This is a genomic window from Burkholderiales bacterium (assembly GCA_036262035.1).
Lineage (GTDB): Bacteria > Pseudomonadota > Gammaproteobacteria > Burkholderiales > SG8-41 > JAQGMV01.
Genome location: DATAJS010000010.1, coordinates 940,303 through 963,430, shown reverse-complemented (window position 1 = coordinate 963,430; position 23,128 = coordinate 940,303). Strand labels below are relative to the sequence as shown.

At 66.9% G+C, this 23,128-nt stretch carries 19 protein-coding genes; 6 read left to right on the top strand and 13 right to left on the bottom strand.

Features of this window, described 5'->3' with window-relative positions:
• The first annotated feature begins 28 nt into the window (after nt 1-28).
• The 4 genes from soxA to soxB are packed head-to-tail and all read left to right on the top strand — an operon-like array spanning nt 29 to nt 4,639.
• On the top strand, nt 29-835 hold the full coding sequence (soxA, locus tag VHP37_12495; GenBank protein HEX2827161.1) for a sulfur oxidation c-type cytochrome SoxA: 807 nt from the start codon (nt 29-31) through the stop codon (nt 833-835).
• Entirely contained in the window at nt 832-1,467 is a 636-nt protein-coding gene (gene soxX, locus VHP37_12490; GenBank protein ID HEX2827160.1) for a sulfur oxidation c-type cytochrome SoxX, read from the top strand. The genes soxA and soxX overlap by 4 nt, the downstream gene beginning before the upstream one ends.
• Before the next feature lie 32 nt (nt 1,468-1,499).
• Complete coding sequence (locus VHP37_12485) at nt 1,500-2,930, top strand: glycosyltransferase (GenBank protein HEX2827159.1); 1,431 nt, start codon at nt 1,500-1,502, stop codon at nt 2,928-2,930.
• A 2-nt stretch (nt 2,931-2,932) separates the two neighbouring features.
• Nucleotides 2,933-4,639: a thiosulfohydrolase SoxB gene (soxB, locus tag VHP37_12480; GenBank protein HEX2827158.1), complete on the top strand. Its 1,707-nt coding sequence runs from the start codon at nt 2,933-2,935 to the stop codon at nt 4,637-4,639.
• Nucleotides 4,640-4,705: 66 nt separating this feature from the next.
• On the opposite strand, the gene VHP37_12475 is transcribed toward soxB, so the two are convergent.
• The 5 genes from VHP37_12475 to VHP37_12455 form a co-directional block, all read right to left on the bottom strand.
• Nucleotides 4,706-5,125, bottom strand: coding sequence for a pilin (locus VHP37_12475; GenBank protein ID HEX2827157.1), 420 nt, complete (start codon nt 5,123-5,125; stop codon nt 4,706-4,708).
• Between the two features lie 203 nt (nt 5,126-5,328).
• Nucleotides 5,329-5,742, bottom strand: coding sequence for a pilin (locus VHP37_12470; GenBank protein HEX2827156.1), 414 nt, complete (start codon nt 5,740-5,742; stop codon nt 5,329-5,331).
• Between the two features lie 62 nt (nt 5,743-5,804).
• Nucleotides 5,805-7,448, bottom strand: a complete 1,644-nt coding sequence (locus VHP37_12465; protein HEX2827155.1) for a tetratricopeptide repeat protein — start codon at nt 7,446-7,448, stop codon at nt 5,805-5,807.
• Nucleotides 7,448-8,125, bottom strand: coding sequence for a glycosyltransferase (locus VHP37_12460; GenBank protein HEX2827154.1), 678 nt, complete (start codon nt 8,123-8,125; stop codon nt 7,448-7,450). Before VHP37_12460 ends, VHP37_12465 begins: the two co-directional genes overlap by 1 nt.
• A 52-nt stretch (nt 8,126-8,177) precedes the next feature.
• Nucleotides 8,178-9,734: a tetratricopeptide repeat-containing glycosyltransferase family protein gene (locus VHP37_12455; GenBank protein ID HEX2827153.1), complete on the bottom strand. Its 1,557-nt coding sequence runs from the start codon at nt 9,732-9,734 to the stop codon at nt 8,178-8,180.
• 78 nt (nt 9,735-9,812) lie between these two features.
• Here VHP37_12455 and VHP37_12450 point away from each other — a divergent pair, with 78 nt between their 5' ends.
• Nucleotides 9,813-10,130: a hypothetical protein gene (locus tag VHP37_12450; protein HEX2827152.1), complete on the top strand. Its 318-nt coding sequence runs from the start codon at nt 9,813-9,815 to the stop codon at nt 10,128-10,130.
• A gap of 119 nt (nt 10,131-10,249) precedes the next feature.
• On the opposite strand, the gene VHP37_12445 is transcribed toward VHP37_12450, so the two are convergent.
• The 8 genes from VHP37_12445 to oxc all read right to left on the bottom strand — a co-directional run bounded on the left by VHP37_12445 (nt 10,250) and on the right by oxc (nt 22,248).
• Nucleotides 10,250-11,881 carry an HD domain-containing phosphohydrolase gene (locus VHP37_12445; GenBank protein HEX2827151.1) on the bottom strand — a complete coding sequence of 544 codons (1,632 nt, stop codon included), beginning with the start codon at nt 11,879-11,881 and terminating at the stop codon, nt 10,250-10,252.
• Nucleotides 11,878-14,253, bottom strand: a complete 2,376-nt coding sequence (locus VHP37_12440) for an ATPase, T2SS/T4P/T4SS family (GenBank protein ID HEX2827150.1) — start codon at nt 14,251-14,253, stop codon at nt 11,878-11,880. Before VHP37_12440 ends, VHP37_12445 begins: the two co-directional genes overlap by 4 nt.
• A 47-nt stretch (nt 14,254-14,300) precedes the next feature.
• Nucleotides 14,301-15,065: a 3',5'-cyclic-nucleotide phosphodiesterase gene (locus VHP37_12435; protein ID HEX2827149.1), complete on the bottom strand. Its 765-nt coding sequence runs from the start codon at nt 15,063-15,065 to the stop codon at nt 14,301-14,303.
• Nucleotide 15,066: 1 nt separating this feature from the next.
• Nucleotides 15,067-17,286 carry an adenylate/guanylate cyclase domain-containing protein gene (locus tag VHP37_12430; protein HEX2827148.1) on the bottom strand — a complete coding sequence of 740 codons (2,220 nt, stop codon included), beginning with the start codon at nt 17,284-17,286 and terminating at the stop codon, nt 15,067-15,069.
• Nucleotides 17,283-18,047 (bottom strand): Stp1/IreP family PP2C-type Ser/Thr phosphatase, encoded by a 765-nt coding sequence (locus VHP37_12425; GenBank protein ID HEX2827147.1) that lies wholly within the window; start codon nt 18,045-18,047, stop codon nt 17,283-17,285. Before VHP37_12425 ends, VHP37_12430 begins: the two co-directional genes overlap by 4 nt.
• Nucleotides 18,048-18,293: 246 nt before the next feature.
• Complete coding sequence (locus VHP37_12420; protein ID HEX2827146.1) at nt 18,294-19,226, bottom strand: methionyl-tRNA formyltransferase; 933 nt, start codon at nt 19,224-19,226, stop codon at nt 18,294-18,296.
• Between the two features lie 2 nt (nt 19,227-19,228).
• Nucleotides 19,229-20,500 (bottom strand): formyl-CoA transferase, encoded by a 1,272-nt coding sequence (gene frc / locus VHP37_12415; GenBank protein ID HEX2827145.1) that lies wholly within the window; start codon nt 20,498-20,500, stop codon nt 19,229-19,231.
• 23 nt (nt 20,501-20,523) lie between these two features.
• On the bottom strand, nt 20,524-22,248 hold the full coding sequence (gene oxc / locus VHP37_12410) for an oxalyl-CoA decarboxylase (protein ID HEX2827144.1): 1,725 nt from the start codon (nt 22,246-22,248) through the stop codon (nt 20,524-20,526).
• A 218-nt stretch (nt 22,249-22,466) separates the two neighbouring features.
• Here oxc and VHP37_12405 point away from each other — a divergent pair, with 218 nt between their 5' ends.
• Nucleotides 22,467-23,093: a Crp/Fnr family transcriptional regulator gene (locus VHP37_12405; GenBank protein ID HEX2827143.1), complete on the top strand. Its 627-nt coding sequence runs from the start codon at nt 22,467-22,469 to the stop codon at nt 23,091-23,093.
• Nucleotides 23,094-23,128 lie beyond the last annotated feature (35 nt).

The following is a 23,128-nucleotide window of genomic DNA, read 5'->3' as shown; positions in this document are numbered from 1 at the left end:
GCCGGACCTTATCCGAGGAGAACTCAAGATGGAGACGATGCGCGGCTGCGTGGCAGCGGCTGTTCTCGTTTTATTTTCAGCGCCGCTTCCAGCGCAGAACGCAGCCGACGGGCTGGCGATCGGCCGCCAGATGCTCGCCGAGGACAATCCCGGAGAGCTGTGGGTCGAACGCGGCAAGCGCCTGTTCTTTGAAAAGCGCGGGCCGAAGAACGCGTCGCTCGAAGCGTGCGATCTCGGGCAAGGCCCCGGCAAGGTCGAAGGCGCCTTCGCCCAGCTTCCGCGCTATTTCGCCGACACCGACAAGGTGCAGGACCTCGAGTCGCGCCTCATGACGTGCATGGTCACGCTGCAGGGTTTCAAGCGCGAGGACATCGTGAAGAACCGCTTCGGCACGCTCGACCGCGACTCCGACATGGAAGCGCTGGTGAGCTTCGTCGGCTCGAAGTCGAACGGCATGAAGATGGCCGTGCCGCTCGCGCACCCGAAGGAGCGCGAGGCGTTCAAGGCCGGCGAGTACCTCTTCAACCGGCGCTCGGGTCCGCTCGATTTCTCGTGCGCGACCTGCCACGGCGACGAGGGTAAGCGCGTCCGCCTGCAGGACCTGCCGAACATGACCGACGCCAAGCAGGTGCAGCACGTCGTCGCCACCGGCTGGCCCGCGTATCGCGGGACGCAGGCGACCGTGCGCACCATGCAGCACCGTCTCTACGACTGCAACTGGCAGATGCGCCTGCCCGACCTGGGCTACACCTCGGAGATGTCGATCGCGCTCACGAGCTATCTCAATCACCGCGGCAACGGCGGCGAGATCCACCTGCCGGGAGTGCGGCGATGATGCGCAACGTCACTCTCGTCTGCGGGTTCGCCTGCGCCGCGATCGTCCTCGGCTGCGCGACGGGACCGAGCCCCGAGGAAACGCGCGCCATCGGCGAGCACATGGTGAGCGAGGCGTATCCCGGGATGCCGGCCGAGCTCACCGCGCGCGCCCATCAGGATGCCGATCAGAAGATCTGCAGCAGGCCGCCGGGCGACAAGCTCACGTCCGACGAAGCCCAGCGCGTCGTGGCGCATGCGCGCGCGAGCCTGAAGTATCCGGCGAATGGCAAGCTCGCCGGAGACTGGAAGATCGGCCAGCGCCTCGTCGCCAACGGCGGAGGCCTGCGCGTGCGCGGCGGCCGGGTCGAGAAGGTGAAGGAGAACGGCGCGCTGTGCATCAACTGCCACGCCCTCGACCCGCGCGAAGTGAACTCGGGCAATCTCGGACCCGAGCTCATCGGCTACGGCGCCAAGCGCGGCCACACCGATGCGATCGTGAAGTACACCTACGAGAAGATCTACAACTCGTGGTTGTATTTCCCGTGCTCGAACATGCCGCGGCTGGGGGCTAACGGCTATCTCACGCCCGAGCAGATCGCGCACGTCGTCGCCTATCTCGTCGATCCGCAATCGCCGGTCAACCGCAACTAGAGCGCCCACCCGCGGCGCTGTATGCTCCGGCGATGATTTTTCGCCTGATCAGACAGCTCGCGGGCGGCGGCGACCGCGTGAGCGCCCGAGCCTCCGCGCGGGACCGCATCGCCACGGCGAACGATCTCGCGAGCTCGTGGCGCATCGAAGAAGCGATCGCCGAGTGCGAGGCGGCGCTCGCCGCCTCGCCCGCCGACACCGAGCTCTTCTCGTCATGGCTGCTCTACAGCCACTTCTCGCCGGGCATCGATGCGCGCGAGTTCCGTGAAAGGCACATGCGCTACGGCGAGCTGGTGCGCCGCACGGTGCCGGCTGCGTACCGCGGCCGTTGGCGCAACGCGCGCGATCCGGAACGGCGCCTGCGCGTGGGGTACGTCTCGCGCAATCTCTCGCGCCACTCGGTGGGATATTTCGTCGAGCCCGTCATCGAGCACCACGATCGCAGGCGCTACGACGTGTACTGCTATTACACCCACGCATTGAGCGACGACGTGACTGCGCGCCTGGCGCGCGCCGCGACGGTGTGGCGCCACCTGCCCGGCATCGCGCACGACGCGCTCGCCGCGATCGTCGAGGAAGACGCGATCGACGTGCTCGTCGACCTCGGCGGCCACACCAAGATGAACTCGCTGCCCGCTTTCGCGCGCGAGCCCGCGCCGGTGCAGATCACGTGGCTCGGTTATCCCGATACGACCGGACTGTCGTCGATCGCGTATCGCGTGACCGACGACGTCGCCGATCCCCCGGGCGCCGCCGACACGCTGCACACCGAGCAGCTCCTGCGCCTCGCCGCGCCTTTCCTCTGCTATCGACCGCCGCCGGATGCCCCGGAGGTCGCACCGCGCGACAGCGCCGAGGTCGTCTTCGGCTCGTTCAACACGCTGGTGAAGGTGAACGACCCGCTGGTCGCGCTGTGGTCGCGCGTGCTCGCGGCGGTTCCGCGCTCGCGGCTCGTGCTGAAAAGCGCGTTGCTCGACAACGCGACGGCTCGCGCCCGCCTGCTCGAGCGCTTCGCAGCCCACGGCATCGCGGCGGACCGCATCGCCTTGCGCGCGTGGTCGGACGATCTCGCCCGGCACATGGCGGCGTACGGCGAGATCGACATCGCGCTCGACACCTTTCCCTACAACGGCACGACTACGACGTGCGAGGCGCTGTGGATGGGCGTGCCGGTGATCACGCTCGCGGGCGACGTGCACATGGCGCGCGTCGGCGCGACGCTGCTCGGGAGCGTGGGCCTGGAAGCGCTCGTCGCGCGGACGGCGGACGACTACGTGCAGGCCGCGGCGTCGCTCGCCTGCGATACCGCTCGTCGGGCGGCGCTGCGCGCGGGCATGCGCGAGAGGCTCGCCGCCTCGAAGCTCCTCGACCACGCGGGCTACACCTCGCGGCTGGAAGCGGCTTACCGCGGCGCATGGCGGGCGTGGTGCGAAGCCGGCGCGCGCGAGGGACTCGCGACGTGAGCATGACCCGCCGGGAATTTATCGAAGCGCTCGCGGCCGGCATGGCGGCAGGCCTGCCGCTCGCCTCGCGCGCCGCCGACCCAGGCGAGCGCCTCTACGATCTGGGCCGCCCCCGCGGCAAGGTGACGCTGCTCCATTTCACCGACTGCCACGCGCAGCTCCTGCCCGTCCATTTCCGCGAGCCCGACGTCAACATCGGCGTCGCGCGCGCGCGCGGCGAGCCGCCGCACCTCGTCGGCGAGGCGCTGCTCGCGCGCTACGGCATACCGCGCGGCAGCCGCATGGCCCACGCCTGCACCCACCTCGATTTCGTCGAATCCGCGCGGCGCTACGGCGCGCTCGGCGGCTTCGCGCACCTCGCCACGCTCGTGAAGCTCGTGCGTGCGCAGCGCCCGGGCGCGCTGCTCCTCGACGGCGGCGACAACTGGCAGGGTTCCGCCACGGCGCTGTGGACGCGCGGCGCCGACATGATCGCCGCGTCGAAGCTCCTCGGCGTCGACCTCATGACCGGACACTGGGAGTTCACCTACGGCGCCGCACGCGTGCAGGAAGGGATACGCGAGCTCGCAGGTACCGAGTTCCTCGCGCAGAACGTGCGCACCGTCGACTTCGACGACCCGGTGTTCAAGCCGTACTCGATCCGCGAGATCAACGGCGCGCCGGTCGCGATCGTCGGCCAGGCCTTCCCCTATACGCCGATCGCCAATCCGCGCCATTTCGTCCCGGACTGGACTTTCGGCATCCAGGAAGAGCGGCTGCAGAGCGTGGTCAACGAAGCGCGCGCCAAAGGCGCGTGGGCGGTGGTGCTGCTGTCCCACAACGGGATGGACGTCGATCTGAAGCTCGCATCGCGCGTGACCGGCATCGATGCGATCCTCGGCGGCCACACTCACGACGCGGTGCCGCGGCCGGTTGCGGTGAAGAACGCGGCCGGCACGACGCTCGTGACGAACGCGGGCTCCAACGGGAAGTTTCTCGCGGTGCTCGACCTGGACGTGCAGCGCGGCGGCGTGCGCGGCTACGAGTACCGCCTGCTGCCGGTCTTCTCGAACTTGCTCGGCGCCGATACGGAGATGTCCGCGCTGATCGAGCGTCACCGGGCGCCGTACAAGGACAAGCTCGCCGAGAAGCTCGCGGTGAGCGAGGCGCTGCTCTACCGGCGCGGCAACTTCACCGGCAGCCTCGACCAGCTCATCCTCGACGCGCTGCTCGCGACAGGCGGCGCGCAGATCGCGTTCTCGCCCGGCTTTCGCTGGGGGACCAGCGTGCTGCCCGGCTCGGCCATCACGCTCGAGGACGTGATGAACGCGACCGCGATCACCTATCCCTACGTGACGGTCAACGAGCTCACCGGCGCGGCGATCAAGACGCTGCTCGAAGACATCTGCGACAACCTCTTCAATCCCGATCCCTACTACCAGCAGGGCGGCGATATGGTGAGGATCGGCGGCATGCAGTACACCTGCGAGCCGGTGCAGCCGATCGGGCGCCGCATCGGCGGCATGACGCTGAACGGCAAGCCCATCGAAGCCGGGCGCGTCTACAAGGTGGTGAGCTGGGCGCCCGTCGCGGAAGGCGCCACGGGCAAGCCGGTCTGGGAGCTCGTCGCTTCGTACCTGCGCGAGCGCAAAGTGGTCGCGCCCGCCACGCTCAACCGTCCGCGGCTCATCGGCGTCGCCGGCGACCCGGGCCTCGCGGACGCGCGGTAAGCCTCCGGGGCGCCAAAAAGAAAACCCCTCTTGCGAGGGGTTTCCGGGAGAGCTGGAAAACCAGCGTTACGCCGACTTGCGGCACTCCGCAGGCACGTACTTCCAGATGCCAGAGGCCGACGTGCACGCCCAGATGATCGTGCCGCCGGTGCTGATCGAAGGCGTCAGCGTGACCGTGACGTTGGTGCCCACCGTCGTCCCGCTGCCCGACACCACGATGACGCCGTTGTCACTCACCGAGCCGCCGCTGATCTTGCCGACCGTGCTCACCGTCAGCCCGACGCCCGAGTTCGTCAGCGTGCTGTTGGTCTGAGCCGCCTCGGTGACCGTGGTCTTGAAGCCGCTCGTCGCCAGCACGAGCTCCGACACCTTCGCGCGGATCGTGTAGTCCTGATACGCCGGCAGTGCGACCGCAGCCAGAATCCCGATGATCGCGACCACGATCATCAGTTCGATCAGCGTGAAACCCTTCTGTATGCTTTTCATGAACCAGTTCTCCTATGAGCATGGACACGGGCGCCGTGTCGTGCCACGCCTCGAAGCAACATGTATACCAGTGACGCATCGAGGCGCTTCCAGAGGTTTTGCAGCCGCTTTTCGTGTCGCACGTCACGGTCCGCGGGTGCGGTCCGGTCACGCGCTTCGTCACAAAGTGACGTTTTTCGTCACCCCCGACGCGCCCTGTCGCGTCACGGCTGCCGGCACTCGGGCGGCACGTATTTGTGCTGCGCCGCAGGCGACGAGCAGGACCACACCAGCGGCCCCGTCGGCGGGGTAAAGCTCGGCGTGAGCGTGATCGTCACGTCGGTGCCGACGGTCGTCGAGCTGATCGTGATGATGCCCGCCTGGGTGACCGAGCCGCCGGTCACGTAGCCGACGGTCGTCACGGTCAAGCCCACACCTGCATTCGTGATCGCCGCGTCGGCAAAGGCGCGCTCCGCGACCGAGACCTTGTAGGCGCTCGCGGCGGTGATGAGCTCGGAGACGCGGCTGCGTATGGTGTAGTCGCGGTACGCCGGCAGCGCGATCGCCGCGAGTATCCCGATGATCGCCACGACGATCATCAGCTCGATCAGCGTAAAGGCCTTTTGCGCACGTTGCATCTCGTCTCCTCGACCGTACGGCGAGGCACGGCCGGAGTCGTCAAGCAACATGCATGCCTCCGTCATGCAGCGCCCGCGCGCTCCCGTAAGGCTCGCGCAACGCGCGCGAGCACGCAGACCCATTCTTCGCCGCGTTGCTTGCGCCACAGCGTGACGGAGGGATACCACGGCATCGTGTCGCCGTGCTCGCCATAGCGCCACTCCGGCACTTCCGGGATGAGCGCCCACGTGCGCGCGCCGAGCGCGCCGGCGAGATGGACGACGGACGTCTGCACCGAGATCACGAGGTCGAGCGCAGCGACGAGCGCGGCGGTCTCGTCGTAATCGGCGATCGCGTCTTTCCATTCATGGATGGTCACGTCGGACTCGCGGGAGAGCTCCTCGATCTCGCGCGTGCTGTCGGTGTACTGGAGGCTCACGAAATCGACGCCGGGAATCCGCAGCACGTCGACCCAGTCCGGGAGCGGTATCGAGCGCAGGTTGCGCCGGGTCGAGGGCAGTCCTCCCCGCCACGACAGCCCCACCTTGAGCCTGCCCGGCAACGCGCCGAGACGCGCCCGCCAGTGCTCGACGCGCGCAGGATCGGCGTGAAGATACGCCCCGTGCGCAGGAAACGCGGCGCGGCTGCGGCGCAGAAAGCGCGGCAGGCTTGCGATGCTGATCGCGCGGTCCCACTGCGCGGCGGACGACACCGGCCCGTGCGCGCGCGCCACATCGGCGGCAGGGAAAGAACGCCTGAAAAGCGTTTCGAGCTTGGGATTGCACCGTAGGGCGCAGCGAGCCTCCATGCGCAGCAGGTCCGGAATGCACGAAGCGAACATGATCTCGTCGCCGAGTCCCTGCTCCGGATAGACGAGGAGCGAGCGCCCCTGCAGATCGTCCCCGTCCCATTCGCCCGCGCCCGCAGGCGTCGGCGCCGCCCCCGGCAGTGACCGGCGGGCTTCGTAGTCGTCCCAGCCTGCCGCGAAATCGCCGCGCGCGAGCCGGATCAGGGCGCGATTGAGACGGGCCTGCGCCATGCCGGGATCGCGCGCGAGCAGATCGTCGTAGACCGCCAGCGCGCGATCGATCTCGCCGCGCCTGTGCCAGACCATCGCCCTGTTGACCCACACCGCGTCGCCGCGCGCGCCGAGCTCGATGGCGCGCTCGATCGCGGCCGGCCCTTCGTCCTGCTCCTCGAGCTCGCGAAAAAGCACGCAACCGAGGTTGCTGTGCGCCTCGGCGAAGTCCGGCGCGATGGCGACGGCCTTGCGGAAGCATGCGACCGCCTCGACGTGATCGCCCGCTTCCGCGTGAGCCGCGCCGAGGGTGTTGTACATCGCCGCGTTCGGACCGCCGTGCTCGAGCGCCTGCGTGATCGAGCGCACCGCGGCGGGGATGTGGTGCTGCGAGAGCTCGAGCGTGCCGAGCGCATAGTGCGCGCGCGCGCTGCCCGGCGCGAAATGCAGCGCGAGCGTGAAGCTGTCGCGTGCCTCGTCGGTCTCGCCGCGCCTCGCGAGGAGCTCGCCGAGCGCGCAGTGCGCCTCGGCGAGCTCGGGATGCTGCCAGGTGAGCGCTTCGAGCAGCCGCAGCGCTTCGGCTTCGTCGCCGGATTGCAGCGCCGAGGCGACCGGCGCCAGCAGCTTGTCGGCATTGGCCGGCGGCGCCGCGGGCGCGGCATGCGGCCGCGCCTCGCGCGCGAACCAGCGGCGCAGCGCGTCGAACATCAATCGCCGGCGGCGGGCTCTAGCATGCGCCGCCGCTCGGCCCGCCACTCGTCGGCGTACTCGCAGTCGGCGTATTCGGGGAAGTAAGGCCCGCCGAGGGTGTAGTGCACGAGCGCTGCGTCGGACCGCGGCGCGTCGTAGCCGACCAGATGGTTCCAGCGCGCCGGCAGGGCGCCGATCAGCGACTCCGATTGCAGCCACTTGAACTGGTGGAGCTCGAGCCCGCTCGCGGTGTTCACGTAATCGGGGGTGAGCGCCGCGCAGCGCTCGTTGTTGAAGAGCATCACGCTCGACCAGTTCTTCTTCTCGTATTTCGTCTGCGGCTCGCCGAGGAACTTCACCGTCTCGCGCGGCGTGTGTACGTGCTTGACGACCATCACGGCGCAGCGCTCGTCGCGCATCGCCCACAGCTCGGCCACGTCTTCGAGCATGAGCATGTCGCAGTCCATGAAGAGCGACCAGCCGCGATAGCCCGACAGATACGGCGTGAGAAAGCGCGAGAACGAGAAGTCGGTCGACTGGAGCTCATGCCGCTCGCGCGTCAGCACGCCTCGCAGCTGGGACAGCATCAGGGGAGCGACGCCGACCGGCTGCGACGCGCGGGCGTGGATGCTGTGCGCGAGCACGTGAAAAGCGACCGTCTCGCGCGGATCGAAACCGATGAATACGGGAATCAAGGACAGGACCGTGAGGAGTGAACGGGCGGGGACTCCATTGTTTCACACGCGCCTAGTGGCGGACCGCGCCGGCCCCGCCGAAGCTGTATTGCTGCAGCGCGTGCAGCTCGGACGCGACGCGGCGCAGGACCGAGTCCCAATCGTCGGGGTGTTCCTGCCGGAAGACCCGCGCCGAAGGGTACCACGGCAGCGCTTCGCCGCGAGTGCCGTAACGCCATTCAGCCGCCTGCGGTGCGAGCACCCACACCGGTCGACCCACCGCGCCCGCGAGATGGACGACCGAAGTGCAGACGCTGATGGTGAGGTCGAGCGCCGCGACCAGCGCCGCGGTCTCGTCGTAGTCGTCGATCGCTTCCGGCCAGTGCACGATGGAAGGTCCGCCGGAGCGCTCCAGCGCGGCGACCTCGGCGGCCGCGGCGTCGGTGTATTGCAGGCTCACGAAGCGCACGCCCGCGAGCGCGAACAGGCGCTCCCAGCCTTCGAGCGGAATCGAGCGCAGCGCCACGCGCGTGAGAGCGGTGCCGCCGCGCCACGAAATGCCGATCTTCAGGCCCGGCCCGAGCGCGTGGAGCTTCCCGCGCCATTCGCGCACGCGCGCGGGATCCGGCTTGAGATAACCGGGGTGTCGGGGAAAGTCCTGCGCGGTGCGCCGGCAGTGCAGCGGCAGGCTGCCGAGCGGCACCTCGAAGTCGTGGCGCGCATCCGCCGGCGTCTCGCCGATGGCGTGGACGCGCGCCTCGGGAAAAGAACGTCCGAAGAGCGCCACGAGCTTGCGCTCGCACTCGATCGTGCAGCTTGCCGCATTGGTGATGAGCTCCGGCAGGCACGAGGCGAACATGATCTGGTCGCCCAGGCCCTGCTCGCCGCGCACGAGGATCGATCGACCCTCGAGCGGCGCGCCTTCCCAGCGCGGCGCGAGCGCTTTGATCTCCGGCTTGTCGCTGCTCGCCAGGCGCAGCTCGTAATCGGGCCACCCTTGCGCGTAATCGCCTTGCGAGAGCCGCGCGAGACCGCGGTGAAACCGCGCCAGCACGTGATCGGGCGAGACCGCGAGCACCGCTTCCAGGGCTTCGAGCGCTTCGTCCAGCCTGCCCAGATCGGAGAGCGCGATCGCGCGATTGGCCATCGAATCGACGTCGCGCGCGTTGAGCGCGACCGCGCGCTCGTAGCACTCGAGCGCCTCGGCGGAGCGATGAGTCCGGCGATAGACGAGGCCGAGGCACGTCCACGCCTCGTAGAACGCGCGGTCGCGGCGCAGCGCCGCCTCGCAGATCGTGAGCGCCTTCTGGTAGCGGCCCGACTGCAGCAGCGTCTCGACGAGGAGCTTCAGGATGTCGCCGTTCTGCGGATCGGTGTCGTGGGCGATGCGCAGGTGGTCGAGCGCGGCGTCGAGCGAGCGCAGCTGCAGCAGGACCACCCCCATGAACGCGCGCACCGACGCGCTCTTCGGGTCGAGGCTGGCGGCGCGCTTGAGCGTCGCGAGCGCCGCTTCGCGATCGCCCCGGTCGCACTGGCGCAAGGCGACGTTCTGCAGCGCGGCGGCGCGGCGCGCGCGCCACGCGCGGAGCGGCAGGGCTACGAGATCCCTCGCGAGCGTCTTCAGGAGCATGCGGGCGCCATGGCGTGCGTGAGCATTCGATGCTATATGATATGGGAGACGCGCCACGACGCGACGAGGGTTATACGCATGGCTTTGTTCAGCTCGGTGTCCGGTAAGGACGTGGACTTGTTCGCGAAGAGTCTCGCGGAGGAAATCGCTCGCCAGTATCCGCCCTCGCTCGCCAACGCGCCCGACCGTTCGCTCTCCGAGAAACGCCTCGCGCGCATCCTCGAAGGCGTGTGCAACAAGGCGGTGGAGTTCAAGAACGAGCACAAGCTCGGGGTCTACAAGAAAGCCCGGCTCGGCAATACCTTCCGCTGGGAGCTCGAAGCGCTGGGCTACAGCAAGAAGCTCATCGAGACGGCGACCGAAGGCCTCGTCGTTTACCTGACCCGCAAGAGCTGACGATCGCCGGGACGGCGATCGTCATCGCGAGGCGCTCCGAAGGAGCGCCGTGGCGATCCCGTGGCGCACGTTGCGGGAGTGCTTCGTCGCTTCGCTCCTCGCAATGACTCCTTCAGCCGTCAGTGCGCCGGCGGCGGCACGTAGCCGGGGATCTGCCCCGGGTCGACGGCGTCGATCTGCTCCGGCTGCATGAACTCCGCGGCGTACTTGTCGTACACCTTTTCCCACATGAACACGTCGAAGAGATCCGGATCGATGTGTCCGTTCAGCTTGAACTTGCCGAGGATCGTCAGCGCCTCGGACAGCGTCTTGCCTTTCTTGTAGGGCCGGTCGCGGGCGGTGAGCGCCTCGAAGATGTCGGCGATGCCCATGCAGCGGGCCTGCACCGACATCTGCTCGCGCGTGAGGCCCTTGGGATAGCCCTTGCCGTCCATGCGCTCGTGATGGCCGCCGGCGTATTCGACGACGTTCGACAGGTGCTTGGGCCACGGCAGGGCTTCCAGCATCTGGATCGTCATCGTGATGTGATGGTTGATGACCTGGCGCTCTTCCTGCGTCAGCGTGCCCGCGCGGATCGTGAGGTTCAGGACCTCCTCGTCCGACAGGAAGTTGGTCTCGGCCCCGGTCGGCCCCAGCCAGCGGTACTTGCGCGAGATCGCCTTGACGCGCTCGATGTCGGCGTCCTTCATCGATTCGCCGCCGACGTTGCTCTTCCTCAGGAACTCGCGGTCGTCGTCGATCTCCTTCAGCCGCGCCGGCAGGTCGGGATGGTCGCGCCCGAGCTCGATGATCGCGTCGCGCCGGATCACCTCGAAGCGCGTGTCGACCAGCTCGATGCGGTCGAAGATCGTCTGCAGCTTGGTCGCCTTGTCGACGACGTGCACCGGCGTGGTGACCTTCCCGCAGTCGTGCAGCAGACCCGCGATCTTCAGCTCGTAGCGGTCGCGATCGCTCATCGTGAAATCGGACAGCGGCCCCCGCCTGCATTCCGTGACCGCGTCGGCGAGCATCATCGTCAGCGCCGGCACGCGCTCGCAATGGCCGCCGGTGTAAGGCGACTTGTCGTCGATCGCGGCGTTGATCACCTTGATGAACGATTCGAACAGGTTCTCGAGATGGAGGATCAGCAGCCGGTTGGTGAGCGCGATCGCCGCCTGCGACGCGAGCGATTCCGCCAGGCGCTGGTCGGCTTCGGTGAACGCCTGCACCACGCCGGACTCGTAGTCCTTGGCGTTGATGAGCTGCAGCACGCCGATGATCTCGTTCTCGTGGTTCTTGATCGGGATCGTCAGGAACGACTTCGAGCGGTAGCCCGTCTTCTCGTCGAAGCGCTTGGTGCCGGAGAAGTCGAAGCCTTTCTCGGTGTAGGCGTCCGCGATGTTGATCGAGCAGTCGTGGTGCACCGCGTAGGCCACGACCATCGACTCGACGGGCTGGCCCTCGGCGCCGAACAGGCTCACCGGGTAGAACGGGATCGGCACGCCGCTCGTTCCGCCCATCGCGATGCCGAGGCTGTCGTTCCTCATGATCTCGAACTTGAGCTTGCGCCCGTCCTCGATCATGCGATAGAGCGTGCCGCCGTCGGCGTTGGTGATCGACTTCGCCGCGACGAGGATCGACTCGAGCAGCTTGTCGATGTCGCGCTCGCTGGACAGCGAGACGCCGATCTCGACGAGCTGGTCGAGCCTCTGCAGGAGGTCGACGTGGGGCTCGGGCTTGGCGGCGAGCTGTTCCACGACCGTCGTGCTCATTTGATGCACACCGCCCGTACCTGCTGCATGTCGGTGATCCCTTGCAGCACTTTCTCGATGCCGTCCTGCTTCAGGGTGCGCATGCCTTCCTCGAGGCCGGTCGCGAGCATCTGCGAGACGCGGCCGTGCTCCTGGATGTGCGCCTTGATGCGGTCGGTGCCCATCAGGAGCTCGTGCAGCGCGACGCGGCCCTTGTAGCCGGTGCCGCCGCACACGTCGCAGCCGATCGCCTCGTAATGCGTGAGCTCGCCGTTCTCGTTGCCGAACTCCGCGATCCAGGCCGCGCGCAGCTTCTCGCGCTCGCCTTCGGGATCGGCTTTCCAGGCGTCGGTGACGAGCAGCTCGTACGCGTATTCCTCGAGCAGGCGGTCGATCTCCTCCTCGGTCATCGCCCGCGTCTCGCGGCACTTGCACAGGCGCTTGGCGAGGCGCTGCGCGAGGATGCCGACGAGCGCGTCGGAGAAGTTGAACGGGTCCATGCCCATGTCGAGCAGGCGCACGATCGACTCGGGCGCGCTGTTCGTGTGCAGGGTGGCGAACACGAGGTGGCCGGTGAGCGATGCTTCGATGCCGGTGGAGACCGTCTCCTTGTCGCGCATCTCGCCGACCATGATGATGTCCGGATCGGCCCGCAGGAACGCTTTCATGACGATCGCGAAATCCAGCCCCGCCTTGCGGTTCACCTGCACCTGGCGCAGGCCCTTCTGCGTGATCTCGACCGGGTCCTCCGCGGTCCAGATCTTGGTATCGGGCTCGTTCAGATACCCGAGCACCGAATGCAGCGTGGTGGTCTTGCCCGAGCCGGTCGGGCCGCACACGAAGAACAGCCCGTACGGCTTGGAGATCGCCTGCTTGGTCAGCTCCAGGTTACGCGAGCTGAGCGCGAGCTTGTCGAGCGGGATCGGCTCGCCGCCGGCGAGGATACGCATGACGATATCCTCGACGCCGCCGGCGGTCGGGATGGTCGCCACGCGCAGCTCGATGTCGAGCGGGCCGAACTTCTTGAACTTGATCTTGCCGTCCTGCGGCTTGCGGCGCTCGGAGATGTCGAGGTCGCACATGATCTTGATCCGCGCGGCGAGCGCGTTGCGGTAGCTGCCGGGGATCGAGATGTAGTTCATCAGCGAGCCGTCGCGGCGGAAGCGCACCTCGGTCTTGGCCTTGCCGGGATAGGGCTCGATGTGGATGTCCGACGCGCCCTGCTTGTAGGCGTCGATGATGATCTTGTTGACGAGCTTGACGAGCTCGTTGTCGCTCGCGGCCGAGGCGATGTCTTCCCCCATGCCGCCTTCGGCGTCCTCCTCGTCCAGCGTGCCGAGAAGATCGGCGACGTCGCCGAGGTTGTCGTCGATCAGGCCGCCGCCGAAGAGCTGCTCGAGCGTCGCGGCGAACTCCTGGTTGGTCGTGACGGTGTAGACGATCTTGCTCTTGGGATAGACGTTGACGACCATGCGCGACGCGCGCGTCTGCTCCGGATCGACGGTCATGATGACCAGCCCGTTCTGGTCTTCGCCCAGCGGCAGCCACTGGTTGGTCTCGCAGAACTCGCGGCTCATGTTGCGCAGCAGGTCGGACGGGCGCACGCGGTCGGCCTTGAACGGCTCGTAAGGCACCGCGAAGTACGCCGACAACGCCGCGCCGAGGTCGGGCACCTTCACCTGGAACTCTTCGATGAGCACGGTCTCGAGGTCGAGGTTCTTGCGGCGCGCCGAGCGCTGCGCGAGCTCGAGCTCGTCCGAAGACAGCACGGCGTTGGCGACCAGCGCTTCGTACTTGCTCCGCAGCGGCATGCCCGCGGTCTTCTGGCGCTGCTGGAAAGCGGCGGCCAGCGTATCGGCGAGCTGGGCGACGCCCTCTTCCATGAACGGCATGAACGGCCGCCCGTGGCGCGAGTTGATGATCTGCACCACGCCGACGAGATCGCGCGAGCGCGGATCCAGCACCGGCGCGACCAGCATCTGGCGCGTGCGGTAGCCGGTCTTCACGTCGACCGCCTTGAGGAAGTTGACCTGCGGGCTGTACGACCTGAGCTCCGAATCGTCGTAGACGTCGCGGATGTTGAGCACGCGCTTGTGCGCGGCGGTGAAGCCGGCGATCGACTGCTCGTTGATCGGGAGCTTGATGTCCTTGAACGAGTGCAGGCCGGTCTTCACCTTGGAGACGATGGACCCCTTGTCGTCGGCGACGACGTAGATCGTCAGGCGATCGGCCTCGAAGACCTCGCACACCTCCTGCGAGATCTCGCCGAGGACCTCGTCGATGTTGGTCGCCGCCTGGATGCGGCCGGTCAGCGCCTGCAGCCGCTGCTGGAACGCGAGCTTCTGCGCAAGGACGTCCTCGCCCGCGGCAACGTTCTGAAGTACGCTAATCATGACGGCCTCGTTTACAGCTTTCCCTTAGTTGATGCCCGCGGCTGCGCTCAGAGCTCGAAAACGTGGTTGTTCCGCAACATCTGCGGGCGGCGCTCCGCGACCCGCGCGACCACCTCTTCCATGATGGCCTCGGCCTCGCGCGGCTTGAGGTGCGTGATATAGACGTCCGGCGACAGGGTAAGTTTCTTGAGCTCGTCCGCGAGCAGGCTGGGACACAGGTGCTTGGACGCGATCGCGAGCTCGCGCTCGCGGTCCGAGAGCGCCGTCTCGATGACCAGGTAGCGCAGGTTGTCGATGCGGTTCACGTGTTCCCACAGCGCGTCGTTGGTCGTCGTATCCCCGCTGAAAACGAGGCTCGCCGCCCCGGAATCGATGTGGTAGCCCACCGCCGGCACGACGTGATTCGCGGGCAGCGCGGTGATCTTGCGGTTGCCCAGGCGCACGGGTACGCCGACGTCGATCGCCTGGTAGCGCAGCACCGGCCGTGCCGGGTCGGGAATCTGGGCGAAATCGGGCCACAGCTTCCAGTTGAAGAGGTGCTCGTGCAGGATCGCCAGGGTCTCCCGCGTCGCGTACAGGGTGATCGGCTTGTTCCGCATCCAGCCCACGGTATCGACCAGGAAAGGGATCGACGTGACGTGGTCCATGTGGGAGTGGGTCACGAAGATGTGGTCGATCTTGGTGAGATCGGGGACCGAGAGGTCGCCCACGCCGGTTCCGGCATCGATCAGGACGTCGTCGTCGATGAGCATCGACGTCGTCCTCAGGTCGCCGCCTATCCCTCCGCTGCATCCGAGTATCTTGAGCTTCATCTTATTTGCTGAGGAAGGTGAAGGCGCCGTCCCAGCCCTGCGGCGGGGGACTCACGCGGTACAAAGCGACGCGCTTGAGAAAGGTATCGTAAAGATAGGACTCCGGCGAGAGCGTTTTCAGACGGAGCAGGCGCAGCTCGGCGAGTTCCCATTCCTGCCTCCGATAGAGCTCCAGCGCCTCGTGAAAGAGGGCCGCATCGTCCAGGACCGCCTGGGGCACCTCGCCTTCGACGCCGAGCGGCTCGTAGATCGTGACCGCGGTGTCCTTGCCTTTGACGCGCACCCGGTCGATCTCCCTGAAAACGACATCGGGGACTGCGTTCTTGGTGTCTTCGCCAACAATAATATCAGCCCCATATTCCTTTGTGATGCCCTCCAGCCGGGAGGCGAGGTTCACCGCGTCTCCCATCACCGTGTAGGCCAGGCGCACCCGCGAGCCCATGTTGCCCACGCTCATGCGGCCGGTGTTCAGGCCCACGCCGATGCGGATCTCGGGCCAGTTCCTGTCGCGAAACGTCGGCTGCAGGGCTTTCAGGGTTCGCTGCATCTCCAAACCCGCCAGCACGCCGTTGCGCGCATGGTCGGGGTCCTTCAGCGGGGCACCCCAGAAAGCCATGATGCAATCGCCCATGTACTTATCGATGGTCCCGCGATGCTTATAGATAACCTCCGTTAACGGCGTCAGAAACTCATTCATTAGCGTGGAGAGCGCCTGAGCCTCGAGACCTTCGGAAATCGTGGTAAATCCCCGCACGTCGGTAAAAAGCACCGTCATTTCCCGCGATTCGCCGCGCATCGAGGCGTTCTCGGGGTCCTGGGCGATCTGGTCGACCACCTCCGGCGGGACGTACTGCCCGAAGCGTCCCGTGATCTCCTTGCGGCCGCGCGCCTCGACGAGGAAGCCGTAGGCCATGTTGAGGGTGAACAGGACGATGATCAGCACCAGCGACGACGCCAGGGGGAAGACGAGGTGCTCGAACTCGTAGAGCGCGAGATTGCCCCCGGCGACGAGGAGCAGCGCGGCGAGCGCCACCGCGATCGCCCGGGTCGGGGACAAGCCGGGCAGCCAGACCGCGAGGAGCAGGCCGAGCAGCAGAATCGTGGCGAATTCCGCACCCGGGGCGTAGGGCGGACGCTGCTGCAGATTCTCGTCGAGCATCGCGGCGATCATGTTCGCGTGGATCTCCACCCCGGGGTACGACGGATCGACGGGCGTGGCCCGCAGGTCGAGCAGACCAGGAACCGTGGTGCCGATCAGCGCAATTTTTCCTCTGAGCGCCTCGACCGGCACCCGCTTGTTGATCACGTCGACGAGCGAGTAGTACTCGAAGCTGCCCTTCGGCCCTCGGTACGGAATGAGCGCCGCCGCCTCGGCATCCACCGGCACGCGATACTTGCCGACGATGAGCCCTTCGAGGCCTTCGTAGCCCATCGACAGGCCTTCCTCGCCGATGTCGCTCTTGATCGGAGGAGAGCCGAGAAGGACCCGCAGCATGGCGAGCGATAGCGCTTCGTAATACCCGTCCTTGTACTTGACGATCATCGGCACCCGCCGGGTGATGCCGTCGTTCTCGACCACCGGATTGAAGTGGCCCGCGGACGCTGCGTTCTGCTGGAATGCCGGAAGGTTGCCGTTGAAGCCCTCGTAGGGATAAGCCGACGGCGGGAACTTGAACTCGGAGGTCTTCAGCACCGGCGGCGGTATCGCGCCGATACTGACATCGGCGCGGTCGAAGGCATAGCCCAGCACGACGGCGCGGTCCTTCATGCTCTTGGCGAAGAGCGCGTCGTAGTCGAGCCGCGGCTTGACCTCCGACAGCGCCGACTGGTACGGCGCCACCCCTTTCAGGTCGCGCTCGGCGAGGTCCTCGAGCACGCGCAGGCCCGACGAATTGTCCTTTTCCGCGAACACCACGTCGAAGCCGACGATCGCCATCTGGTAGTGATCGAAGATGCTGTCGAGCATCAAAGCCAGCCGGTCGCGCGGCCACGGCCAGCGGCCTTCGCCGCCGCGCTCGCGCTCGGCGATGCTCTTCTGGTCGATGTCCAGGATGACGATGCGCGTGTCGACCGTGCGCGGCATGGTCAGCCGCAGCCGCGCGTCGTAGATGATCGCCTCGAAGGCGTCGATGATGGGGATGTTGAGCTGCTTCGCCACGTGCAGCAGGAGGATCACCACCACGACGAGCCCGACCGCTATGCGCACGAGGTTGCGCTTCATGGCGCCGCGCCCCCGTCGTCCACGCGCGCCAGGATCACCGACACGTTGTCGACGCCGCCGGCGTCGTTGGCGCGGCGCACGAGCTCGTCGGCGATCTGCTGCAGCGTCGCGATCGGCTCCGCGACGACGCGAGCGATCTCGAAGTCGTCGAGCATCTCGGTCAGCCCGTCGGAGCACAGCAGCCAGATGTCGCCGGGCTGGCAGTCGTGGGTGGCGAGGTCGATCTGCACGTCGGCCTCGGTGCCGAGCGCGCGCGTGAGGATGTTGCGCGCCGCGGCGACACGCGCCTGCGCGGAGCTGAGCGCACCGGCGTCGACGTGGGCCTGCACGACGGTGTGATCGCGCGTGAGCTGGCTCAGGGTCTCGCCGCGCAGGCGATAGCACCGCGAATCGCCGACGTGGCCGACGGTGAGACGATCGTCGTGCCACAGCGCCGCGACGATGGTGGTGCCCATGCCCGCGCGCTCGCGGCTGGCGCTGCCGGCCGCGTAGATTGCCGCGTTGGCGTTGACGATGTGCCGCGCGACGAGCGCCTGCGCGTCGGCGCGCTCGGGGCTGAAGTTCGAATCGAGGCTTTGTCGCAGGCCGGCGAGCACGACGTCGACGGCCATGCGGCTCGCGACTTCACCGGCGTTGTGGCCGCCCATGCCGTCGGCGAGGACGGCGATGCCGAGCAAGGGATCGACGGCGACGCAGTCCTCGTTGCCCTTCCGCAGCATGCCGCGATCGCTGACGGCCGCCATCTCGAGACGGGGTGTCATGCGGGACCGGCTACGAGCTCGAGTCGGACGACGGCGACGCTGCGTTTATGGCGTTTTAGTGCGGCGCCTGCAGCCCCGCTGCCGGGCTCGGGCTCGAGATCGAGTCGAGCGAGCATCTAGGCTTGAGATCAGGGTGCGCGAAAGGCGCCAATTTTACGCCATACCCCTGCAATGTATGTGTGTTAGTGCGCGGCGGCGCGAAAACACCGCGGGCAGGCGGGCCCGCGGTGCGGCGCCGATGCGCGCTCAGTTGCCGAGGATGGCGCCGGCGGCGAGACCGTTCGCCTTGGCGAAGTCGCCCCCCGAGACCTTCTTGCCGTCGGCGCCTCGCGCCCGCAGCACCTCGATCGCGCCGCCCTGCGCGGTCACCCTGAAGCTCGCGTCGGTGACCGCGCTGACTTCGCCGATCTTGCCGGAGACGTCGGCGAAGCGGCGGAAGACGTGCTTCTTCGCGTCGAAGATCTGGACCTTCTGGCCGTTGAGCGTCGTCCACGCGCCGGGCGCGGGATTGCAGCCGCGGATGGTGTTGTAGACGAAGTCGACGTGGTTCGCCCAGTTGAGCTTCGCTTCGCCGTCGCGGCACCACCCTTCGTAGCTCGCCTGCGCCTCGTCCTGGACGGTCTCGGTGTGCTTGCCGGCATAGACGAGGTCCGCCGCCTCGAGCATGGCCTCGACGCCCTTCGGGAAGAGATGGTTGAAGTACACGTCGCCCAGCGTGTCGTCCGGACCGATCGCGCATTCCTTCTGCAGCACGACCGGGCCTTCGTCGAGGCCTTCGTTGGGCCGGAAGATCGTCAGCCCGGTCTTGGTGTCGCCGCGGATGATGGGCCAGTTGATCGACGACGGGCCGCGATATTTGGGCAGCAGCGACGGGTGGTACTGGATCGTGCCGAGCCGCGGGATGTGCACGAAGGTGTCGGGGGCGAACTGCAGCACGTAGGCCATGATGCCTATGTCGACGTCGAGCCCCTTCAGCGCCTCGTGCGCGTCTTCACCGCGCAGTCCCTTGAACTGGAAGACCTTGAGGCCTTTCTCTTCTGCGGCGGCGCGCAGCGGGTCGGCCTTGGCGCCGGGCTTCTCCGGCGCGCAGAACACGCCCGCGACTTCGTCGCCGCGCTTCAAAAACGCTTCCAACACGGCCTTACCGAAATCCTGCTGTCCGATGATGGCGATTTTCATTTTTACGCGACTTTCTTCGGCGGCATGGAGAACGCACCGGCCTGTTTGAGCTTGTTGATGTCGTCGTCGGAGTAACCGAGGACCTGCTTCAGCACTTCGTCGGTGTGCTCGCCCAGCAGCGGCGAGCGCTCGATCTTCGCGGGCGAGGCCGACAGCTTGATCGGCATGCCGACGTTGAACCACTTGCCGCGCTGGGGATGGTCGATCTCGACCCACATGTCGCGACCCTTCACGTGCACGTCGTTGGCGAGGTCCTCGGTCGACATGATCGGCCCGCACGGCACGTTGAGCGGATTCAGGATCTCCATCAGCTCGCGCTTGGTGTACTTCTCGGCGAACTTGTTGATCAGCGTCCACATGAGCTGCTGGTTCTTGCGGCGCTCGCCGATCTTGGCGAGACGCGAATCGGTCGAGAGGTCGGGAACGCCGACGTCGGGGCCGATGCGCTCGGCGAGCTTGGTCCACACCGCTTCCTGCACGACGATGTACAGCCAGTCGTTGGCGCCGTGCGGCTTGCAGTGGATCGCGTTGCCGAGCTGGCCGCCGCCCGAATCGTTGCCCGCGCGCGGCGTCTCGCCCATCCCTTGATAGGTCGGCACCGAGTACTCGGAAAGCTCGCCGCGCTGCAGGCGCTGGTGATCGCGGAACTTCACGCGGCAGAGGTTCATCACGCCGTCCATCATCGCGACCTCGACGTACTGGCCTTGTCCGGTGCGGTTCGCCTGGTTGAGCGCAGCGAGCAGGCCGATCGCAAGGTGCAGGCCCGTGCCCGTGTCGCCGATCTGCGCGCCGGTGACGAACGGCGGGCCGTCGGGGACACCGGTGGTGCTCATCGCGCCGCCCATCGCCTGCGCGACGTTCTCGTACGCCTTGAAGTCGGCGTACGGGCCGCTGGAGCCGAAGCCCTTGATAGAGCCGACCACGAGCTTGGGGTTGATCTCGTGCATCTTCTCCCATGTGAAGCCGAGACGCTCGAGCACGCCGGGACCGAAGTTCTCCATCATGATGTCGGACTTCTTCAGCAGGTCGACGAACACCTGCTTGCCTTCGGCCGTCTTCATGTTCACGGTGATCGAACGCTTGTTGCAGTTCAACATCGTGAAGTACAGGCTGTCGGCGTTCGGCATGTCGCGCAGCTGCCCGCGGGTCGCGTCGCCCTGCGGCGGCTCGAACTTGATTACGTCCGCGCCCATCCACGCGAGCAGCTGCGAGCAGGTCGGGCCCGCCTGCACGTGGGTCATGTCGAGGACTCTTACGCCTTTCAATGCTTCCATGCTGATCTCTCCAAAAACTCGTCTTATTTCTTCTTGGCGGCTGCCGGGTTCAGGTTGGTGATCCGGCCGCTCTCGGTGCCCGCGGTTTCGTCGATCGCCGCGTTGATGATCGTCGGCTTCTTCGAGCGGATCGCCTCTTCCATCGCGCTGCGCAGGTCGGCCGGCGTGGTGACATGGACGCCGACGCCGCCGAACGCTTCGGCGAGCTTCTCGTAGCGCGCGTCCTTCACGAACGTGAGGGGCGAAGGATCCTGGCCGCCGGTGGGATTCTTCTCGTCGCCGCGATAGACGCCGTTGTTGTTCAGGATGACGATGCACACCGGGAGGTTGTAGCGGCAGATCGTCTCGATCTCCATGCCCGAGAAACCGAACGCGCTGTCGCCTTCGACCGCGATCACCTGCTGGCCGGTCACCACGGCGGCGGCGACGCAGTAGCCCATGCCGATGCCCATGATGCCCCAGGTGCCCACGTCGATGCGCTTGCGCGGCCTGTACATGTCGACGATCGAGCGCGTGAAGTCGAGCGCGTTGGCGCCTTCGTTGACCAGCATCGCCTCGGGATTCGCTTTCACGATGTCGCGCACCACGTTGAGCGCGCTGTGGAAGTTCATCGGCGTCGGGTTCCTGGCGAGCGTCTCGCCCATCTTCGCGATGTTCTTGTTCTTGCGCTCGGCGATCGCGTTCGTCCATTCAGCGGGCGGTTTCTGCCAGCCCGAGCCGATGCCCTTCAGGAGCTCGGCCACGCTCGATGCGATGTCGCCGACCACGGGTGCGTCGATGCGCACGTTGCTGTCGGCTTCCTGCGGCGAGATGTCGATCTGCACGAACTTCTGATTGCCCCACTCCTTCGAGCTCTTGCCGCCCCAGGTCTTGCCCTTGCCGTGCGAGAGCAGCCAGTTCAGGCGCGCGCCGATCAGCAGAACGACGTCGGCCTCGGGCAGCACGTACGAGCGCGCCGCCGCGGCGGACTGCTCGTGGGTGTCGGGCAGCAGGCCTTTGGCCATCGACATCGGCAGGTACGGAATGCCGGTCTTCTCGACCAGCGCGCGGATGTTCTCGTCGGCCTGGGCGTAGGCCGCGCCCTTGCCGAGAATGATCAGCGGCTTCTTCGCGGACTTCAGAAGATCGAGCGCGCGCTTCACCGCCTCGGGCGCGGGAATCTGGGCGGGCGCCGGATCGACGACCTTGATGAGCGAATTACGGCCGGCGGTCGCGTCGACGGTCTGCGGGAAGAGCTTGGCGGGCAGGTCGAGGTAGACGCCGCCGGGACGGCCGGAGACGGCCGCGCGGATCGCGCGCGCGATGCCGATGCCGATGTCCTCGGCGTGCAGCACGCGGAACGCCGCCTTGCACAGCGGCTTGGCGATCGCGAGCTGGTCCATCTCCTCGTAATCGCCCTGCGACAGGTCGACGACCTCGCGCTCGCTGGAGCCGCTGACGAGGATCATCGGAAAGCAGTTCGTCGTCGCGTGGGCGAGCGCGGTGAGGCCGTTGAGGAAGCCCGGCGCCGAGACCGTGAGGCAGATGCCCGGTTTTTGCGTGAGGAAGCCGGCGATCGACGCCGCGTAGCCGGCGTTCTGCTCGTGCCGGAAGGAGACGACACGCATCCCCGCCGCCTGCGCCTTGCGCGTGAGGTCGGTGATCGGGATTCCCGGCAGACCGAAAATGGTGTCTATTCCGTTGAGCTTGAGGGCATCGATGACCAGGTGAAAGCCGTCGGTCACTTCCAGTTTGGTGTCGGGTGTCATGTCCATGTGAGATGCCTCGTCCTCGCCGTCTGATGAATGGTGTCTTCGGGGGTCCGCGCTGTCGGTCAGTCTGGAAGGCGGAGCTTACTCGGTCCGTGGCGGATCCGGTTCGAGCCGATGCGGCTGCGATTTGCAGGGGCGTATCATAGAGGGCTGCCCGCTCGTGTGCCCTTGACCGCGGTCAAGATTCGCATTTCGCAGGCGAAACGTAATCGAATATGCCGCTCCTCCTACGCCATCCCGACGCAAAAATCGTCCGCGTGCAGCTTACGCAGAACCTCACCCTGCGCCACCTCGCGCCGGCCCAGTGGCAGGAGCTCGAACCCCTGCTCGAGGTCGAGGATTACCCCAAGGGCCACACCCTGGAGCACCAGGGCGACCACTCGATGGAGCAGTACTTCATCCTCGACGGCATCCTGAAGCGCGTGGTGTCGAACGCGCAGGGCAAGGAGATGATCCTGCGCTTCGCCGCGGAGACCGACATCGATACGAGCTATGCCGCGTGGTGCCTGAAAACCCCGATTCCGTACTCGATCCGGACCGTGACCCGGGTGAGGGCGGCGAAGCTCTCGATGCAGCAGTGGGTCGCCTTCCTCGAGCGCCATGCCGGGATCAAGACCGAGTTCGACCTCGAGATCATGAAGCTCATGTCGGAGGTGATGGCGCACACGATCACGCTGCACCTCCTGGACGCCTCCGGCCGCCTCAAGCGCTTCATGCGCAAGCACGCCGAGCTCGCCGAGCGGCTGCCGAAGAAGGAGCTGGCCTCCTACCTCAACCTGTCGCCCGAGACGCTATCCCGACTCAAGCGCCGCTCGGACGCTGACGCGATTATCGGTAGATAACCGTAGGATGGGGGCCTACGGGGGAAACCTTTGGT